This window comes from Paenibacillus sp. J22FR21 (assembly GCF_056269135.1).
This window is the reverse complement of record NZ_JBWDNJ010000002.1, coordinates 575,146-590,854: the sequence shown is the minus strand read 5'-3', so window position 1 is coordinate 590,854 and position 15,709 is coordinate 575,146. Positions and strand designations below refer to the sequence as shown.

At 49.1% G+C, this 15,709-nt stretch carries 19 protein-coding genes; 10 read left to right on the top strand and 9 right to left on the bottom strand.

Translation table 11 applies throughout. The annotated features are described in order from the left end of the window. The first annotated feature begins 22 nt into the window (after positions 1-22). On the top strand, positions 23-877 hold the full coding sequence (locus tag AC0YNS_RS08500; protein WP_475780566.1) for a helix-turn-helix transcriptional regulator: 855 nt from the start codon (positions 23-25) through the stop codon (positions 875-877). A 59-nt stretch (positions 878-936) separates the two neighbouring features. Here the strand turns inward: AC0YNS_RS08500 and AC0YNS_RS08495 are convergent, their stop codons facing one another. Next, positions 937-2,448, bottom strand: a complete 1,512-nt coding sequence (locus AC0YNS_RS08495; protein ID WP_475780565.1) for a carboxypeptidase M32 — start codon at positions 2,446-2,448, stop codon at positions 937-939. Positions 2,449-2,566: 118 nt separating this feature from the next. On the opposite strand from AC0YNS_RS08495, the gene AC0YNS_RS08490 reads away from it, so the two are divergent. Then, positions 2,567-2,887, top strand: coding sequence for an iron-sulfur cluster biosynthesis family protein (locus AC0YNS_RS08490; protein WP_475780564.1), 321 nt, complete (start codon positions 2,567-2,569; stop codon positions 2,885-2,887). Between the two features lie 55 nt (positions 2,888-2,942). Beyond that, complete coding sequence (locus tag AC0YNS_RS08485) at positions 2,943-3,515, top strand: beta-class carbonic anhydrase (RefSeq protein ID WP_475780563.1); 573 nt, start codon at positions 2,943-2,945, stop codon at positions 3,513-3,515. Positions 3,516-3,600: 85 nt separating this feature from the next. Here the strand turns inward: AC0YNS_RS08485 and AC0YNS_RS08480 are convergent, their stop codons facing one another. Continuing rightward, positions 3,601-4,119, bottom strand: a complete 519-nt coding sequence (locus AC0YNS_RS08480; RefSeq protein WP_475780562.1) for a DUF309 domain-containing protein — start codon at positions 4,117-4,119, stop codon at positions 3,601-3,603. Positions 4,120-4,250: 131 nt separating this feature from the next. Between AC0YNS_RS08480 and AC0YNS_RS08475 the strand changes: the two genes are divergently transcribed. The 6 genes from AC0YNS_RS08475 (at position 4,251) to AC0YNS_RS08450 (ending at position 8,386) form a co-directional block, all read left to right on the top strand. Further along, a complete protein-coding gene (locus AC0YNS_RS08475; RefSeq protein WP_475780561.1) occupies positions 4,251-4,682 on the top strand; it encodes a hypothetical protein in 432 nt (143 codons plus the stop codon). A gap of 3 nt (positions 4,683-4,685) precedes the next feature. Then, positions 4,686-4,964 (top strand): YxcD family protein, encoded by a 279-nt coding sequence (locus AC0YNS_RS08470; RefSeq protein WP_090978405.1) that lies wholly within the window; start codon positions 4,686-4,688, stop codon positions 4,962-4,964. 136 nt (positions 4,965-5,100) lie between these two features. After that, a complete protein-coding gene (locus AC0YNS_RS08465) occupies positions 5,101-7,038 on the top strand; it encodes a glycosyl hydrolase family 18 protein (RefSeq protein ID WP_475780560.1) in 1,938 nt (645 codons plus the stop codon). Between the two features lie 98 nt (positions 7,039-7,136). Next, complete coding sequence (ytxJ, locus tag AC0YNS_RS08460; protein WP_475780559.1) at positions 7,137-7,484, top strand: bacillithiol system redox-active protein YtxJ; 348 nt, start codon at positions 7,137-7,139, stop codon at positions 7,482-7,484. 172 nt (positions 7,485-7,656) lie between these two features. After that, complete coding sequence (locus AC0YNS_RS08455) at positions 7,657-8,025, top strand: DUF3992 domain-containing protein (protein ID WP_475780558.1); 369 nt, start codon at positions 7,657-7,659, stop codon at positions 8,023-8,025. 31 nt (positions 8,026-8,056) lie between these two features. Next, positions 8,057-8,386, top strand: coding sequence for a DUF3992 domain-containing protein (locus AC0YNS_RS08450; protein ID WP_475780557.1), 330 nt, complete (start codon positions 8,057-8,059; stop codon positions 8,384-8,386). A gap of 64 nt (positions 8,387-8,450) precedes the next feature. Here the strand turns inward: AC0YNS_RS08450 and AC0YNS_RS08445 are convergent, their stop codons facing one another. The 7 genes from AC0YNS_RS08445 to AC0YNS_RS08415 form a co-directional block, all read right to left on the bottom strand. Further along, entirely contained in the window at positions 8,451-8,903 is a 453-nt protein-coding gene (locus AC0YNS_RS08445) for an S-Ena type endospore appendage (RefSeq protein ID WP_475780556.1), read from the bottom strand. A gap of 170 nt (positions 8,904-9,073) precedes the next feature. Next, on the bottom strand, positions 9,074-10,306 hold the full coding sequence (locus tag AC0YNS_RS08440) for a hypothetical protein (RefSeq protein WP_475780555.1): 1,233 nt from the start codon (positions 10,304-10,306) through the stop codon (positions 9,074-9,076). A gap of 293 nt (positions 10,307-10,599) precedes the next feature. After that, positions 10,600-11,412 (bottom strand): adenosylmethionine decarboxylase, encoded by an 813-nt coding sequence (gene speD, locus AC0YNS_RS08435; RefSeq protein WP_475780554.1) that lies wholly within the window; start codon positions 11,410-11,412, stop codon positions 10,600-10,602. A 133-nt stretch (positions 11,413-11,545) separates the two neighbouring features. Further along, positions 11,546-12,802, bottom strand: coding sequence for a cytochrome P450 (locus tag AC0YNS_RS08430; protein ID WP_475780553.1), 1,257 nt, complete (start codon positions 12,800-12,802; stop codon positions 11,546-11,548). Between the two features lie 38 nt (positions 12,803-12,840). Then, positions 12,841-13,452, bottom strand: a complete 612-nt coding sequence (locus tag AC0YNS_RS08425) for an FMN-binding negative transcriptional regulator (protein WP_475780552.1) — start codon at positions 13,450-13,452, stop codon at positions 12,841-12,843. Positions 13,453-13,588: 136 nt separating this feature from the next. Next, positions 13,589-14,473, bottom strand: coding sequence for an AraC family transcriptional regulator (locus AC0YNS_RS08420; protein WP_475780551.1), 885 nt, complete (start codon positions 14,471-14,473; stop codon positions 13,589-13,591). Positions 14,474-14,564: 91 nt separating this feature from the next. Beyond that, positions 14,565-15,314, bottom strand: a complete 750-nt coding sequence (locus AC0YNS_RS08415; protein ID WP_475780550.1) for a 2-phosphosulfolactate phosphatase — start codon at positions 15,312-15,314, stop codon at positions 14,565-14,567. 131 nt (positions 15,315-15,445) lie between these two features. Here AC0YNS_RS08415 and AC0YNS_RS08410 point away from each other — a divergent pair, with 131 nt between their 5' ends. Further along, positions 15,446-15,709 carry a metal-sensitive transcriptional regulator gene (locus AC0YNS_RS08410; protein WP_475780549.1) on the top strand — a complete coding sequence of 88 codons (264 nt, stop codon included), beginning with the start codon at positions 15,446-15,448 and terminating at the stop codon, positions 15,707-15,709.

Sequence of the window (15,709 nt, the reverse complement as noted above, 5' to 3'; positions counted from 1 at the left end):
CTTAGAAGGAGGTGCGGAACTATTGAACCATCGATCTCGACTACAGGCGCTATCGACATTTCTCAAATCGAAGCGAACATCACTATCTCCGGAAGCGGTAGGATTACCCGCAGGCGGACGCAGAAGGACGCCGGGCCTTCGCAGAGAAGAAGTCGCGCAGCTAGCGGGAGTCAGTCATACCTGGTACACCTGGCTTGAGCAAGGTCGCGATATTAAAGTGTCCATGTCTGTACTAGACGCCATATCGACAGCACTGCGTCTAACTTCCGATGAACGAAAATATTTATATGCCTTGGCTCTCGAAAGCGGGACAGGGCTAAGCAGCGTGCTGGAGGAAACTGTCCAAATCAGCCCCTCGCTGCGCCGCATCCTGCAGGAGCTACGCAGCTGCCCTACCATTATCTCGGATCGGCATTGTCAGATCGTCGGATGGAACGAGGCAGCCTCCCATGTCTTTATGAACTTCGAACAGCTTCCTCCCACTGAGCGCAATATGATTGCACTCTTGTTTGAACGCCAGGAATTTAGACGGCTGGCAGGTAATTGGGAGCATTTCGTCAGCGGATTTCTGGCTATCTTTCGCGCTTATTACGGACAGTACGTAGATGATGAATGGTACGAGCATTTCCTAAGCCGAATGAAGCAGACACAATCCGACTTTGCCGCGTTATGGGAGAAAAGCCAAGTAAGTGCCGCTCCGGAGGTACTGATCGAATTCCGTCATGCTAAGGCAGGCAAGATGCTGTTCCAACTAACTTCCCTACAGGTTCACGGTGAAACCGATTTACGATGCAGCATCTATACCCCGGCGCCTGACTCCATGACCGAGAGGAAATTAGAGCAGCTCATGGCCAGAGAATCTGCTGAGTCGGAGTAGCGCCGCTTGACATGCAAAAGACCGCCACCTGCGATTACTCGCAAGCAGCGGCCTCTATCCTACAGTTTATAGATAGCCGTGTATTTCTTCTCCAAATAACGAACCAAGTAATCCGGATCAAGCGGCTTACCTGTTATGTCGTTGATCAGCTCAGACGGTGTTCTCAGCTTGCCATACTGATACACTTTATCGGTGAGCCACTCTTTTATCGGATGCAAATTGCCTTTCGCGACATTTTCCCAGAAATCCGGCATTTCGCGCTCCAATGTTTCCGTCATTTGAGCAGCATACATGTTGCCAAGGGAATAGGATGGGAAATAACCGAATGCTCCGCCGGACCAGTGCACATCCTGAAGAACTCCTTCTGCATCCGATGGCGGTTCAATGCCCAGATATTCTTTATATTTCTCATTCCATAGCTTTGGAAGCTCGGATGCTTTCACACCTTCATTAAAGATCAGCTTCTCCATCTCATAACGAATGATAATATGCAGGTTGTAGGTCAGTTCATCCGCTTCAATCCGTATGAGAGACGGCTGCACGACATTCGTTGCGCGGTAGAAATCTTCCATCGGCACGTCAAGCTGATTCGGGAAATGCTCCTGCAAGTCTCCATAATACCGGCTCCAGAAGTTTAAGCTGCGGCCGATTACATTTTCCCAGAAGCGGGATTGCGATTCGTGGATGCCCATCGACGTGCCTGTGCACAGTGTCGTACCGACCAGGTCTTGACGAATATTTTGTTCATATAAGGCATGGCCGCCTTCATGGATCGTGCCGAACAACGCGCTGGTCACATCATCTTTGAGATAACGCGTCGTAATCCGAACGTCACCGGGATTTAGCCCGGTCGCGAATGGATGCGCGCTTTCGTCAAGTCTGCCGCCGTTGAAGTCAAAGCCCATTTGATTCAAAATAAAGGTGCTGAATTTCTTCTGCGCATCCTTCGCGTACGTCTGCTTCAAGAAACCCGTTTCCGGTTGATGCGGCGATGCAGCGATGGCAGCAGCGAGCGGTACCAGCTTCTCGCGGAGACCCCCGAACACATGGTCCAGTTCTTCCGTGGTCATTCCCGGCTCATACATATCCAGAAGCGTGTCGTAGCGTGTACCTTTCACGCCCCAAAGGTCGATGAATTGATTCGTGTATGTAATGATCTTATCCAGATAGGGCTCGAACGACGCGTAGTCGTTGTTCGCTTTGGCTTCTTCCCAGAAGGTTTCCGCCTGCGAGGTCAGCACCACATAATCTTGATACATCTTAGGCGGAATCTTCACGCTGCGATCATAATCCTTACGGGTTTCCGTTACCAGACGCTTATGAACCTCATTCAATCCTTCATAAGTACTCGGCTCTTCCAGTGCTGTCAGCCATTCGCCGAGCTCCGGAGCAGTAGCAAGCTTGAACATTTGACCGGACAAATTACCGATCGATTGCGAACGAACATCCATTCCTTTACGCGGCGCGCCGGTACGTAAATCCCAAGAGAGCAGGGCAATTGACTCCTCGTAACTTTTAATTAGTCCAATCCGTTCTACAAACAATTCCAATTCTTTCGTGCTATTTGTCATCAAACTGTCATCACCTTTCCATAACGTTTAGCCGCTACTACTTGATCATACTTTTTGCAAACCGTATAATCAACCTAATCCTGGCTTTGCACGCAACCTCTATGGAAGGAGTTTTGACATGCAATTTTCATTTACTTCATCTGCGATCGAGCAATTGTCTCCTTATATGCAAGGCGGCAGTAAACATCTTAAATTGCTTTACGACACGGAAGGCTGCGGCTGCGTTGTCAGCGGCGTACCGACCTTGCAGCTTCTTGAGCATGCGCACCCGGACGATCGATTAGGCAGCGGAACTCCCTATTCCGTATGGTACGAACCCCGTTACGAGGTGTTCTTCGAGCCAAACCTTAAGATTGACTATAATGAAGCGCGCCATTCGTTCAGCTTGAAGAGCGACAGCCAGATTTATACCGCCAACTTGCGGTTCATGAAAGTGTAAGACGATTTACTAAATAGAGAAAGCCTTGTTCTTATAATTGGATGGAGGGAAACGAATGAATAGACTCAATGACATTCTAGCCTTTAATGAACAATTTGTTGCCAACGGTGAGTATGAGAAATATTTGACCGATAAATTCCCACAGAAGAAGATGGTCATCGTAACGTGTATGGACACTAGACTTACCGAGATGCTGCCGAAGGCGCTTAATCTGCGCAACGGCGACGCGAAGATTATTAAGAACGCCGGCGCCATCGTGACGCAGCCATTCGGAAACATTATGCGGAGTATTCTCGTTGCCGTATATGAGCTTGGGGCTGATGAGGTCGTTGTGATTGGACATCACGAATGCGGGATGACAGGACTCAATCCGGAAGTGGTCATTTCGCATATGCTCGAAGGCGGTGTTTCTGAAGAAACCATCCGTACGCTTCGCAACTCGGGCATGCACCTGGAGCGCTGGCTGACCGGCTTCGACAACGTGCAAGACAGCGTGGAACGCAGTGTTGGCATCATTAAGAATCATCCACTACTCCCGGCTCAAACTCCGGTGCATGGCTTGATTATTCATCCGGAGACCGGCAAGCTGGATCTGGTTGTTAACGGTTATGAGACTTCTGCCGAATAAATCATTAGTAATCGAAAAAAGCTTAGCTGACAAGCCTGCCGCATCCTGTGCAGAACTTGATCGCTAAGCTTTTTCTGTAGGCTGCCTACCGCTTCTTCTCCTTCGCTGCGGCAGCGCGTGCGGCAATGACATCGCTTCGATCGCGAAGCGTATGGCGATTAATGAGCGCTTCATCCATTCGGCTCGGCGCCCCCCAGACATACCCTTCCCGCTCCGCTGCCACTACGCTTCGAGCGTGCAATTCCGGATCAACAATCGGCAAATTCATATCTGTAAATGGCAAAGAATCCTCGATAGCCTCGATTCTCTCCGCTATCATCGCAATCAGTTGCTCGCCGTCTAGCCCGACTTCGTTCAGCAGCTTCGCATCCAGCCGCAGCTCAGCTTGACGCATGATCTTGAGCGCCCCTCGGGTATTGTGCCGTCTATGATGATAGGAACCGACTGCAATCTGAATGAGCCCTACCCAGATCGAACCGAGCGGGTCCCCTGCATGCGCCTTCCAATATTCCTCGAGCAATTCATGGCATTCAAAATAATCCCGTGTCGCATGAAACTCGACCAAAAACGACTCATATGCCGCCGGATATTGCTTCGATTGCACCCATATCCCCCATTTCCGTAAAATCATTCGCAAAAAGAGAATGAAAACTGAAACCTTTGATTATATTAGACGTAATTGTACTGATTGGCAATATCAGCTGTTCTTGCAGCATATCAGGAGGAGACTTACAGATGAAAAAGGGTTTATTATTGCTGATGGCTTTCGCGCTTTTTTTCGCGTTCAGCGCTGGAGCGGTTGATGCTAAGCCGAGAGGCAAATTTTCTTCACCGAAGAAGAGCTACACGTCAACCCCATCCAAGCCTGCTGACAATGTAAACAAAAGCACTAGCGGGACAAGCGGATCGACAAAAGCAGGGGCAGCAACAACAGGCAAACGCGGTTTCTTCAGCGGCGGCAGCTTTATGAAAGGGCTTATGATCGGTGGACTTGCCGGTCTATTGTTCGGCGGCATGTTCGGCAATCTCGGATTCCTCGGCGACATGTTCGGATTAATCATTAATGTGATTGCAATCTATATTGTCATTGTCGCGATTCGGGGTATATTCCATTACTTCAAGAATCGCCGCAAACCTTCGCATCCCGATCAGCGGAGACCCTACTAAGTTATGAGAATTTACACGGATGAGATTATAAACGCTATTTGCCTCCACATGGCAGATCGTAGAGGCGTCTCTCCGACGGATGTTGAAGCACAGCTGTCATGGGACGAGGAATACGGATACACTGCGGAGGTTTGGGTTCAAGGTCGCAGTCAATACTTGGTGGAAGCGAATTTGCTGGAAGCCATTGAGCAATATTTGTTAAAGCAATATCAGCTGCGGAAATTCCGTTCCCAGATTACACTGGATGCGGATGAAGAGTTTTGGGCAGATATTGAGGACTAACTCGAAGCGGGATTGGCGCGGATGCGCCGATCCCGTTTTTTGCTTGTAAATATCGGAAAATGTCATTTTCTTCGCAACCTCCTCCCCTATTCTACGTCTAATAGAGTAGATTCAGAGAGGAGTGTTATATCAGGAGATGGTTATTCGTAACAAATGGACGTTTATTATCGCGGCTGTATTAGTTGTTCAAGCTATTTTGTCGACGATATCAACGACCAGTAGCGATGCTGCTGTTGCAACCACGGACAATACGACTAAATATCGTGTCTACCACAACGATGCTGCCATGAAGGAATTTGCTGCTGAGAGCAGTGCAGTTGCTTACGCTAAGCAATTTACGTACACACATGTTGAAAAGATCGCGAACCGCGAATGGGTTTGGGACAACCTTCCGAAGTATAAAGTGTATGAGAACGGCGTAAGTTCGAACGGCCGGGAATTCCGTACGTTGGCTGAAGCCCAGCTTTTTGCAAGTAAAGTCCGTTTCGCGCAAATCCGCGACTTGGAGAAGCCTGGATTCATTCAAAGCAATTATCCTAACTATCAAATGTATCAAGGTGATAAAACGCTGGCGAACTGGTCGTTCGTGACCCTTGCTGATGCGAAGAAAGCTGCTAAAGCTTACGGCAACATGCATATTATGGAGCTGGCAACTAATCAGTGGGTTTGGGATAACCTGACTGATGCACAGAAAGCCGTTCAACGTAAAGCCCCGCTGACATACAGCATTGTAACGGACAGCGTTCAAGATGGCGCGCCCGCATACAGCTTCTTGCTGGATGCGATCCGTGCTTCATACAAAGTACCTGGCAGCAGTGTCGTAAATAGCGCAACAGGTCTAATTATACATACCAATATCCCAACGTTCACGGTCGTCCAATCCGGCCCGGTGGTGGCCTCGTACTATAGCATTCAAAGTGCGATTCAATATGCCAAATCCTTGTCCGGAGCATCTGTCGTGAAGAACGGGCTTACTTGGTGGACGAATGTTCCTTATCTGACTGTTTATCAAGGTGACCAGAAGCTGCGCTCGTTCCATACTCGTAAAGGTGCAGTGGACTTTGCCAATACGTACGCCGGGTCCACCGTTATGACAACAGATCTTCGAGCGATCTGGAACAATAAGAAGTCGCTTCAGCTTCTGGGGTGGAACGGTACATCCCGTACATCGACGGTGATGGATCAAGTCAGCAAAACGCAAGGACTTGATATCGATTCTCCATCTTGGTTTGAGCTTTCGGGTGCAGATGGAACCTTTACGGACACTTCGGATCCGGCACTCGTGCAATCGATGAAGGCCTCCGGCATCAAACTGACTCCGCTCGTAAGCAATCAGTTCGATGCTGTGCTGACAAGCGCGTTTCTTCGGAATGCGACAGCGATGAATACGTTCATCACGAACCTCGTCAGTAAGCTTACGGCACTTGATGTCGATGGTGTGAATATCGATTTTGAAGGCATGGCCGGAAAAGATCGTGACTTATATACCGAATTCGTTCGTACGTTTACAAGCGCTGCGCACAAAGCCGGATTAACAGTATCGATCGATCTCCCCAGAGGTGACGTAAGCTGGGATGCCAAGACCGCTTACGATCAGCGTGCACTTGCCGAAATCGTGGATATGATCATGATTATGGCCTATGACCAGCACTGGAAGGGAAGCGACGAAGCCGGGTCCGTTGCTGAACTGGCTTGGGTGGAGCAAGGCGTGAAGCAATTTCTAGCCTACGGTGTCCCCCGCAGCAAGCTGATGCTTGGGATTCCCTTCTATGTGCGAGAATGGCGTGTTGATGCTGCGGGCAAGCTGGTGGACAACAAAGCCATCTTCATGAGCGAACTGCCTCGCATCATTGCGGAACAAGGGGCTACTCGCACGTTTGACGCCACTGCCGGACAATGGAAATACACTTATGCGGGACAAGACGGGTACACGCATGTATTCTGGGCAGAAACTGCCGACACCGTGAAAGCACGCGTCAACATTGCGAAGGAATACGATTTAGCCGGCGTTGCCGCTTGGCGTCTCGGCTATGAGCAAGCAGATCTATGGACGATGCTGCTCCAAATGAAGTAACGGCAATCGGTCAAGTAGTATTTCGGTATTTCATTATGGTATTATAGATTGAAGTTATCGTTCGTAACATCACTTCAAATCAGTTAGGAGATTGCTGTATGTCTAATCTAAAAGAAATTCAATCCCTCGATGAATGGAATGCGGCATTTGAAGCATCCGGCTCTCGTCCTTTGGTCGTATTCAAACACAGTACGACATGTCCGGTTAGCGCGAATGCGTACACGGAGTTCTCGAATTACTTGAAGAATAACGAAGCGGCTTCGGCTGATACAGACTTTGTTCTTGTCAAAGTCATTGAATCCCGTCCGGTGTCGAACCAAATTGCCGAAGATACTTCGGTTAAACATGAATCCCCTCAAGTGATTCTAATCAAGGATAAAGCGAAGTATTGGACTGCCTCGCATTGGTCCATCACGGAAGCTCATATGTCCGCGGTAATGAATTAATCGACGAAGACCCCTGATAGAAGCGTGAAGACGCTTGATATCAGGGGTCTTTTTTTATGCTCTAATTAAAGTTTTAAAAACCATATATTAGAAGTTGCTAAGACAAATGTCCAAGCGAGCAGTTGCAAACATGCATTAACTAGTTAGAAATATGGATCGGAGGGTTCTAACTATGGCATGTGATAACTCTGCTACTGCTTTGACCTGCTGTACGAATAACGAATATGTGCAAGACAAAGTATGTACTCCATGGAGCGGTACCGTCGTTGCAACCGACGTATTGCTTATCGTCTACGTAAACAATATCAATCAAAATTTGGTGGGAACGGGCTATATCCAATATGATGTCGGCGCAGATGACATCGTTGTGGATGTACTTAACAGCGCAGGCGCTCCAATGGTTACTCCCCTCACCCTTTCTCCCGGCATGAGTTTAGCTTTTACTTACCGCCGCTTCAGTTCAATCCGATTAACATTACCCGGCGCGTCCGCTGGTACTTACCAAGGCGAATTCTGTATTACCACTCGTTATGCCATTTAGAGAATCCATCCATCCAGAGGAGGGACATATAATGTGTAATTCGGCACTTAGTTGTTGTTCAGACAAAGTCATGGTGCAAGATAAAGTGTGTACGAATTGGCAGTTTACGGCTGCCGGTACACAGACCGTATATGCGGATAATCTATCTCAGATCATTACAGGCACGGGATATGTCAAAATCGAATCCAGTACGGGAACGATCACGGTCACCTTTATCCGAAATGCAGCTACGATTCAAACTATTATTATACCTGCAGGCAGCAGTACGTCCTTTACAGTCGGCCGCTTCGATACGATCAACTTAACGGCAACAGCGGCGGCGCAAGGTGAATTTTGCATTACCATTCGATACAACCTCTAAACCAAGTGAAGGCGGCTCTCTACTCAGAGTAGAAAGCCGCCTCTTTTTATGGATGGTACCGATGTCAACTTTGCAGGGTTAGCGTAGTTGAGATTACATATTTTCCCTCGATATAGGTTGAATCGCTGCCTTGTGAAGGGACACGAACGGAAATGACCGATTGCCCGATATAATTAACCGTGCTTCCCGGGGGCACAATCAAATGCCTCGTATCTCCCCCCACAATGTCGATCTCCAAAGCTTGCGTACTTTTTTCATTTGAGAAAATGCTGATTTGGGTTAATGTCTGCGTGGAGGACACATTCAGCTCCCACAGTTGAAACTTGGGCTGTTCCCCTTGAAGTAATAGATTGCCGCAGCATTCTTTATCAAACCTATAAGACGTCTTGGGCTTCTTCGGCGGATCCGGCGGATGAATATAAGGCGGCTGCGGAAGGATGATATTGTTTGTTGTTGGCGGACAAAGCGGCGTTGGATGAGATCGACAGATTCGTCTGTGCTTGTGTCCACACTTCATATGTGGTGCGCTATTTTTTCTAGGTACGCAGGAGGGTCGCTTCTTGCGACATAATGTCTTTTTCAGCTTCCTCCCCCTCTTTCAGAAACCTATAATCACGATGCTTTCTGTTATTAAATGCCTGCTCATCACGCATTGCCATTGTTAATAGGATTTTATTTCCACTTTGATTAGGTCAGCTCAAACATCGACCAAACAACGCCTCGAGTGGCCCCGCTTCCTATATTGATTGATATCGTCAAACCATCGGAATTGTAAAATAACCCCACTACATCTCCGGCTGTCAGCGCAACATCACCGGCCAATGTGATTTCCCCGTTTCCGAGCACAGCTCTTAAAGTCAGCAGCAGCACAACATTCACATTGAGTACGGGTAGTAGGCCACTTACTAAATTGGTCGCCGTTGGCGCGGTACGCTGCACGGCAAAAAAAGGATTGATTCCGGCGCCAAGTGTCACGGAAATTGCAGCAGTTGTTATATAGTTGATAGTCGCTTTGATCGCATATCTACCTGTTACCGGTACCGTAAAATTACCTGTTACCGGATTAAAGGCCGCATTCCCGTAATATGGACTAGCGACTGACCAGTTCGTTAGCTGGGTACTTGCAGCAATAGTAAGCGTGGCTAAGAACGCAGAAAAACCTGTCGCTGCAAAATTCGGCCCTGTCGCTCCCGTTGCTCCCGTCGCCCCCGTTGCTCCCGTCGCTCCCGTCGCTCCCGTCGCCCCCGTCGCCCCCGTAGCTCCCGTCGCCCCTGTCGGCCCTGTCGCCCCTGTCGCTCCCGTTGCTCCCGTCGCCCCTGTCGCACCCGTTGCTCCCGTCGCTCCCGTCGCTCCCGTCGCTCCCGTCGCCCCCGTCGCCCCCGTCGCTCCCGTCGCCCCTGTCGGCCCTGTCGCCCCTGTCACTCCCGTAGCTCCCGTCGCCCCCGTTGCTCCCGTTGCTCCAGTCACTCCCGTTGCTCCCGTCGCCCCCGTTGCTCCCGTCGCTCCCGTCGCTCCCGTCGCTCCCGTTGCCCCCGTCGCTCCCGTTGCTCCCGTCGCTCCCGTCGCTCCTGTCGCCCCCGTTGCTCCCGTTGCTCCAGTCACTCCCGTTGCTCCCGTCGCCCCCGTTGCACCCGTTGCTCCCGTAGCTCCCGTCGCTCCCGTTGCTCCCGAAGCCCCCGTCGCTCCCGTCGCTCCCGTCGCTCCCGTTGCACCCGTTGCTCCCGTCGCTCCCGTTGCATCCGTTGCTCCCGTAGCTCCCGTCGCTCCCGTTGCTCCGGGCGGACAAACTGGGCAGCATTGCCCGCCTCCTCCTTTCGAGAGACCGTCGCAGCTCAGCATAGATGAGCCTGAACAAGAACAATGTCGGCGGAGCGAGCTTTCCAGAAATACGTCGCCTGATTTCGAGTTACCATTTGGCATGACTTATGCCCCTCCGTTCCATATACCCTCAAAGTCTACTATCTCTACATTTCTTAGCTGCACTAGTACCAGTAGATGGTCATCTCCGTTCATCGCTTGTACTCAAGCCCGCATTTCACCAAAATTGGCGATTAACAGGTACTAAAAAAGCCTGCCACATGAGTGACAAGCCCCGTTCTTCGACCTCATCTATTAACCGACTTCCGTTCCCTTACTGACCTATACATTTTTTGGTTGAAATGCAAATAATCAAAGAAACTTGCCACTGTTGTGACAAGTCTCTTTGAACCTCTTTATGCAAACACCATATTCTTCCCGTAGAAAATTTCGTCCATTTCCCACTTTACGCTCTTCTCAATCTCCAGCTGCTCTTCCTTGCTGAGTGTGTCTTTCGTGTATCCGAACAAATAATTGTTCAAATCAAACTCCCGCAGCTTGCATTTCGTGTGAAAGATATTTTCCTGATACACATTCACATCAATCATCTGATACAAATCTTGAATTTCAGCCGGAATATAGCTTTGAATCGAGCTGATTTCATGGTCGATAAACAGCTTGTACCCGTTGATATCCCGCGTAAATCCCCTCACTCTGTAATCGATAATCATAATGTCGGTATCAAAGGAGCGAATGAGATAGTTCAGCGCTTTAAGAGGTGAAATTTCACCGCAGGTAGAGACGTCTATATCGGCCCGGAACGTACTGATTCCTTCATCCGGATGATATTCGGGATACGTATGCACGGTGATATGGCTCGTATTCAGATGCATGGCAACGCCACTGGGAACGGGTCCGGGCGATTCCTCGAATGATTCGTGAGTCGCTTGCTCGAGCGGACCTTCCGATACGAGCATCGTCACGCTTGCCCCTTGCGGCTCGTAATCCTGCTTAGCTACATTCAGCACGTGTGCTCCTATAATTTCGGCTACCGTCTTCAATATCGAGGTCAGTCGATCCGCATTGTATTGCTGGTCTATGTAAGCGATATACGATTCGCGCTCTTCTTTCGTTTTGGTAAAACAGATATCGTACATATTGAAGCTTAACGACTTGGTTAAGTTGTTAAAGCCATGAAGCGTAATGCGCTGCTCTGATGTTAATGGCAATTGGGCTCCCCCTAAGTGTAACGCCTCCGGCGCGGAAATAAACGACTGTATACTTAGAATGGGAAGTCCGGGCAGCTTCTATCCCGGAATCGGATTATTTTTCTTCTCTTGTTTGGTTAAGCCTGTTGACACCTCAGCGAACATGCATGGACCCCATGCCGCGGAACAGAACATTATGACGCCAATTTGGGGCGGCATCCGCGAAGCGCATTTGCGGAAAGTGTTTCAACAGCGCAGTTAGCGCGATTTCACCTTCCAGTCGAGCAAGCGGTGCACCTAAGCAGAAATGAGCGCCGGAAGCGAATGCCAAATGTCGATTCGGCGTACGCCCGATATCGAATTGATTCGGATTCGTAAACTGGGCAGGATCGCGGTTTGCCGCACCAAGCATCACTTGTACCACCTGCCCTTGACGAATCGTCTGGCCTCCAAGCTCATAATCGACAGATGCAAGGCGTGAAGTCATCTGCACCGGACTTTCATATCGCAATCCTTCCTCAACCGCGGAAGGAATAAGACCGGGATTTTCGAGTAAACGCGCATATTGTTCAGGGTGGTTCAACAAAGCAAGCACTGTATTTCCAATCAGATTCACCGTCGTCTCATGACCGGCTACCAGTAGCAGCACGCATGTAGCGATAAGCTCCTGCTCGGTTAGCGCATCTGCTTGTTCTTTAGCGGCCAGTAAATCGCTAATCATATCTTCACGCGGGGAAACCGTACGTTCCGCAATTAAGCTGCGGAAATACGCTGTAATTTCGACGGCAGCCCGCACGGCTTGTTCTGCGAAATCAGGCGTTTGATCACCGCCGCCTTCGAGTATTCTGGCAAAGGTATGCGACCATTCCTTAAACATCTCCCGGTCTTCCGGTGGTACGCCAAGCATCTCGGCAATGACGATAACCGGCAATGGAAATGCGAAGGATTGAATGAGGTCAGGCTGAGTCTCTTCTGCCATCTGCTCGGCAAGATGCTCCGCAATGGAGCGGATATTCTGCTTCAGCCTCTCCATCGATCGGGGTGTGAAGGAGTGGCTGACAAGCCCGCGCAATCTTGTATGTGTCGGTGCATCGCGAAGCAGCATCCAGTTATCCAAGAGGTTATTTACCGGCTCCCATGGCGTATTCTGCGACTGCGGCGGCTGTTCTTCTCGCTGGTGCTGCGGCATCGCGTTTCGGTTCTCTCGGACAAACAGCGGATCTTTCAGAACACGGTTGACATCCTCGTAGCGGGAAACCACCCACATATTGTGCCATTCCAGATATCGAACCGGTTCTTGCTCGAGCAAATAGCTATAGAACGGATAAGGTTTATCATGCAATTGTACGTTATAAGGCCCAAACCATGATGCGATTTCCGAGGGTTCAAAGGTACGCGATTGATTTTGCAACAGCTCCACGCTCCATTTCTAGTGTTGAGGCTAAGTACTTACAACCTTTGCTCCATCATGTCCGCGATCTGATTCGCGTTTACATCCGATGATTTTCTCAATCCTTGGATCACTTTCGTCCTTCGTTCCGTGGAATGATTTTGACTTAATTTCCATTTCCCTTCGAAGCTTGTGATTCTTAGCTTGAATCCGACGATCATGTTCATGAGCTGCTCATTAAATGAGGAACGAGTATCTGTTGTCCACGGTGTTTCCATAGAAGCTTCGTAGGTGCTGATTGTTCGGTTCAAAATTCCGGCAAGCTCATCTTGAAGAGTTACAGGTATATACTCGCCGTACGCATGAACAGCTGTATAATTCCAAGTGGGAACGGTATTCCCTTCTTGATACCAGGTCGGAGAAATATAAGTATGAGGGCCTTGAAAAACAACCAATACTTGGCCATCTATGTAAGTCCAATGAGGATTGGTCTTGGCCATATGTCCAAGCAGATAATATTGACCGCTGTCATCTTGCTCGATTAGAAAAGGCAAATGTGTCGCGTAGGGTACTCCATCCGTCTGCGAGAATAATGTGCCAAAGCTATGCGCTTTAATGAACGACACCATCGCCGGAATGTCCGTCACCTGAAAATGTTTGGGAATATACAACTGCTCCACCTCCTTATACCTATTTTTTTACATGCACATAGTACGTGAACACGCAGACAAAAGTTGCACCGTTTGATGGGTTGAACAATACAAGAAAGGCGAATAGCTTGTTTGCTATCCGCCTTGACATTTCAAGTTATTGTCTCTTCTGCACCGGAATCCATATTTCGCTTCTATAGGTCGGCGACGTCATATCTTTACTCTCGTGCCACACCAGCTCTGGGCCTTGTGCTTGCTCGTAGCTGGATGACGGAAACCATTCGGAATAGATCCGTCCCCATACATTTTGCAGCGTTTCCGGAAACGGTCCCACTGCTTCGAATGCGGCCCATGTAGTTGGCGCCACTTCCAGCTTCTCCATATCTTCCGGACATTCGAGCGTTGTAGCAACGCCGATATAGTGATCGAGCTCCCCTTTCTCCTCCATACGCCCTTCGGAGAAGTTCGTGGAAGCACTAAGCATCCCCTTAGGCGAGATATTAGACAGACTCTTGAGCTTCTTGATTTTCTCTTCCGTTAAGCTCCCCGCCATGGCTGCAATTTCGGGGTTAACACCGTTGAATAGGATCGGGACCCGTTTCATTACCCCTATTATTCGGAAAGCTTCTTTCTCTTCGATACGGAAAATCATTTTATCTCCTCCTCTAATCGTTAATTGAAACGTCATTCTCGGAAAAGCTTGTAACGTTTGACCTTTGCTTCTTGCTTCCGTCGGCGTTAGGCCATGCAAGCCTTGGAATGCTCTTGTGAATGCATCCGGCGAGTTGTACCCGTATTTCACGGCAATATCGATGATTTTCGTCGTTTCATTGCTGCTGCTTTGCAGCTCGAATGCTGCAAGAGTAAGGCGCCTGCGACGAATGTACTCCGACAACGACACGCCTGAAAGGAATGAAAACATCCGTTTAAAATGAAATTCAGAGCACATCGCCAACCTTGCGACTTCTTTGAAATCAATCTCCTCCGCCAGATTGTCCTCCATATAGGCGATGGCACGATTCATGTCTGCCAGCAAATTCATGGGTTCCTCCCTCCTACTTCTATAAAGTAACAGAACGTGTGCAGTGTAATCCGACTATCGGTGCACGATAATGCAGGATGCTTTCATCTATTTATGTATGGATGGATGTTGATCGATTAACGAATGCGCCGTGTTTATCTAGTACAGGAATGATCAAGCTTGAATCAAACTCGGTCGCCAGCTGAATATCATCCTCATATCCGATTGCAATCAATTCTTGACCTGAGCTGCAGGACGCAACCATCTGCGTTAGCTCACCTTTGCATGCTTCGAATACAGCTGCCGCGCTCTTCGCTTCAGGTGATAATTCGAATGCACCGAGTCGACTCAGAATCGCGCCGGCTGCCAGCATGTCTTCGAAACTAGGCCGCAGACTCCCGTCACTCCAACGCTCTCCGGCGGCGATAACCGTTACAATACCGCCTCGCTCCCGTATATACTGCGCAACTGCACTCGCATTTCGCAGACAAGCGGCAATGACTTCACACTGGCTGTCTTTAGCGATAAACGAGCATGTCGCGCCATTAGGCGAAGGCAGCACAATTCGGCTGTTTGCTTCAAGAAGCGCTAATCTAGCCGGTGATAACGATATCGGTTCGCCGCGTTTGCCCGCAAGTAAAGCTTGCTTATCACGAGCATAATCTGCTGCTGAGGCATCCTTGAATCGATAGGGGAAGACAACACCTTCGCGGCTGAGAACGATATCTACACAAGTCGTAAAAGAAAGAACGTCTATGATGACAACAAGGTCCGAGACAGGAGCTAGTGCACGAACACCTTCATATCCCCATTCGAAACGAACTGTATAATTGGTTTGCTGATAAACTGCAGAGATTGTCATATTATCACCTCGCGGGTAAATTCTATCTCCTAGACTTTACCACAGCACAGTCCGCTATATTGAGAAATAAGACGAAATCAGCCATAATCAATCCTATATCCGCTCTAGGCGGCAATGGGAGCTGAATGAACATGACTACTTATGACGACGATTTGAAGAAACGACTGCGGCGAATGGAAGGCCAAATTCGCGGCGTCTTAAATATGATGGAAGAAGGCCAGCATTGTAAGGACGTAGTCGCCCAAATCTCGGCTGTCCGGAGTGCTGCCGATAAAGCAATCGCTTATGTTGTAGCTAAGAACCTGGAGCAGTGCATAAGAGAAGAAAATGAAAGCGGCGGCGATACAAGCAAGCTTGTGGAAGAAGCCATTTCACTGCTTATCAAGAGCAGATAA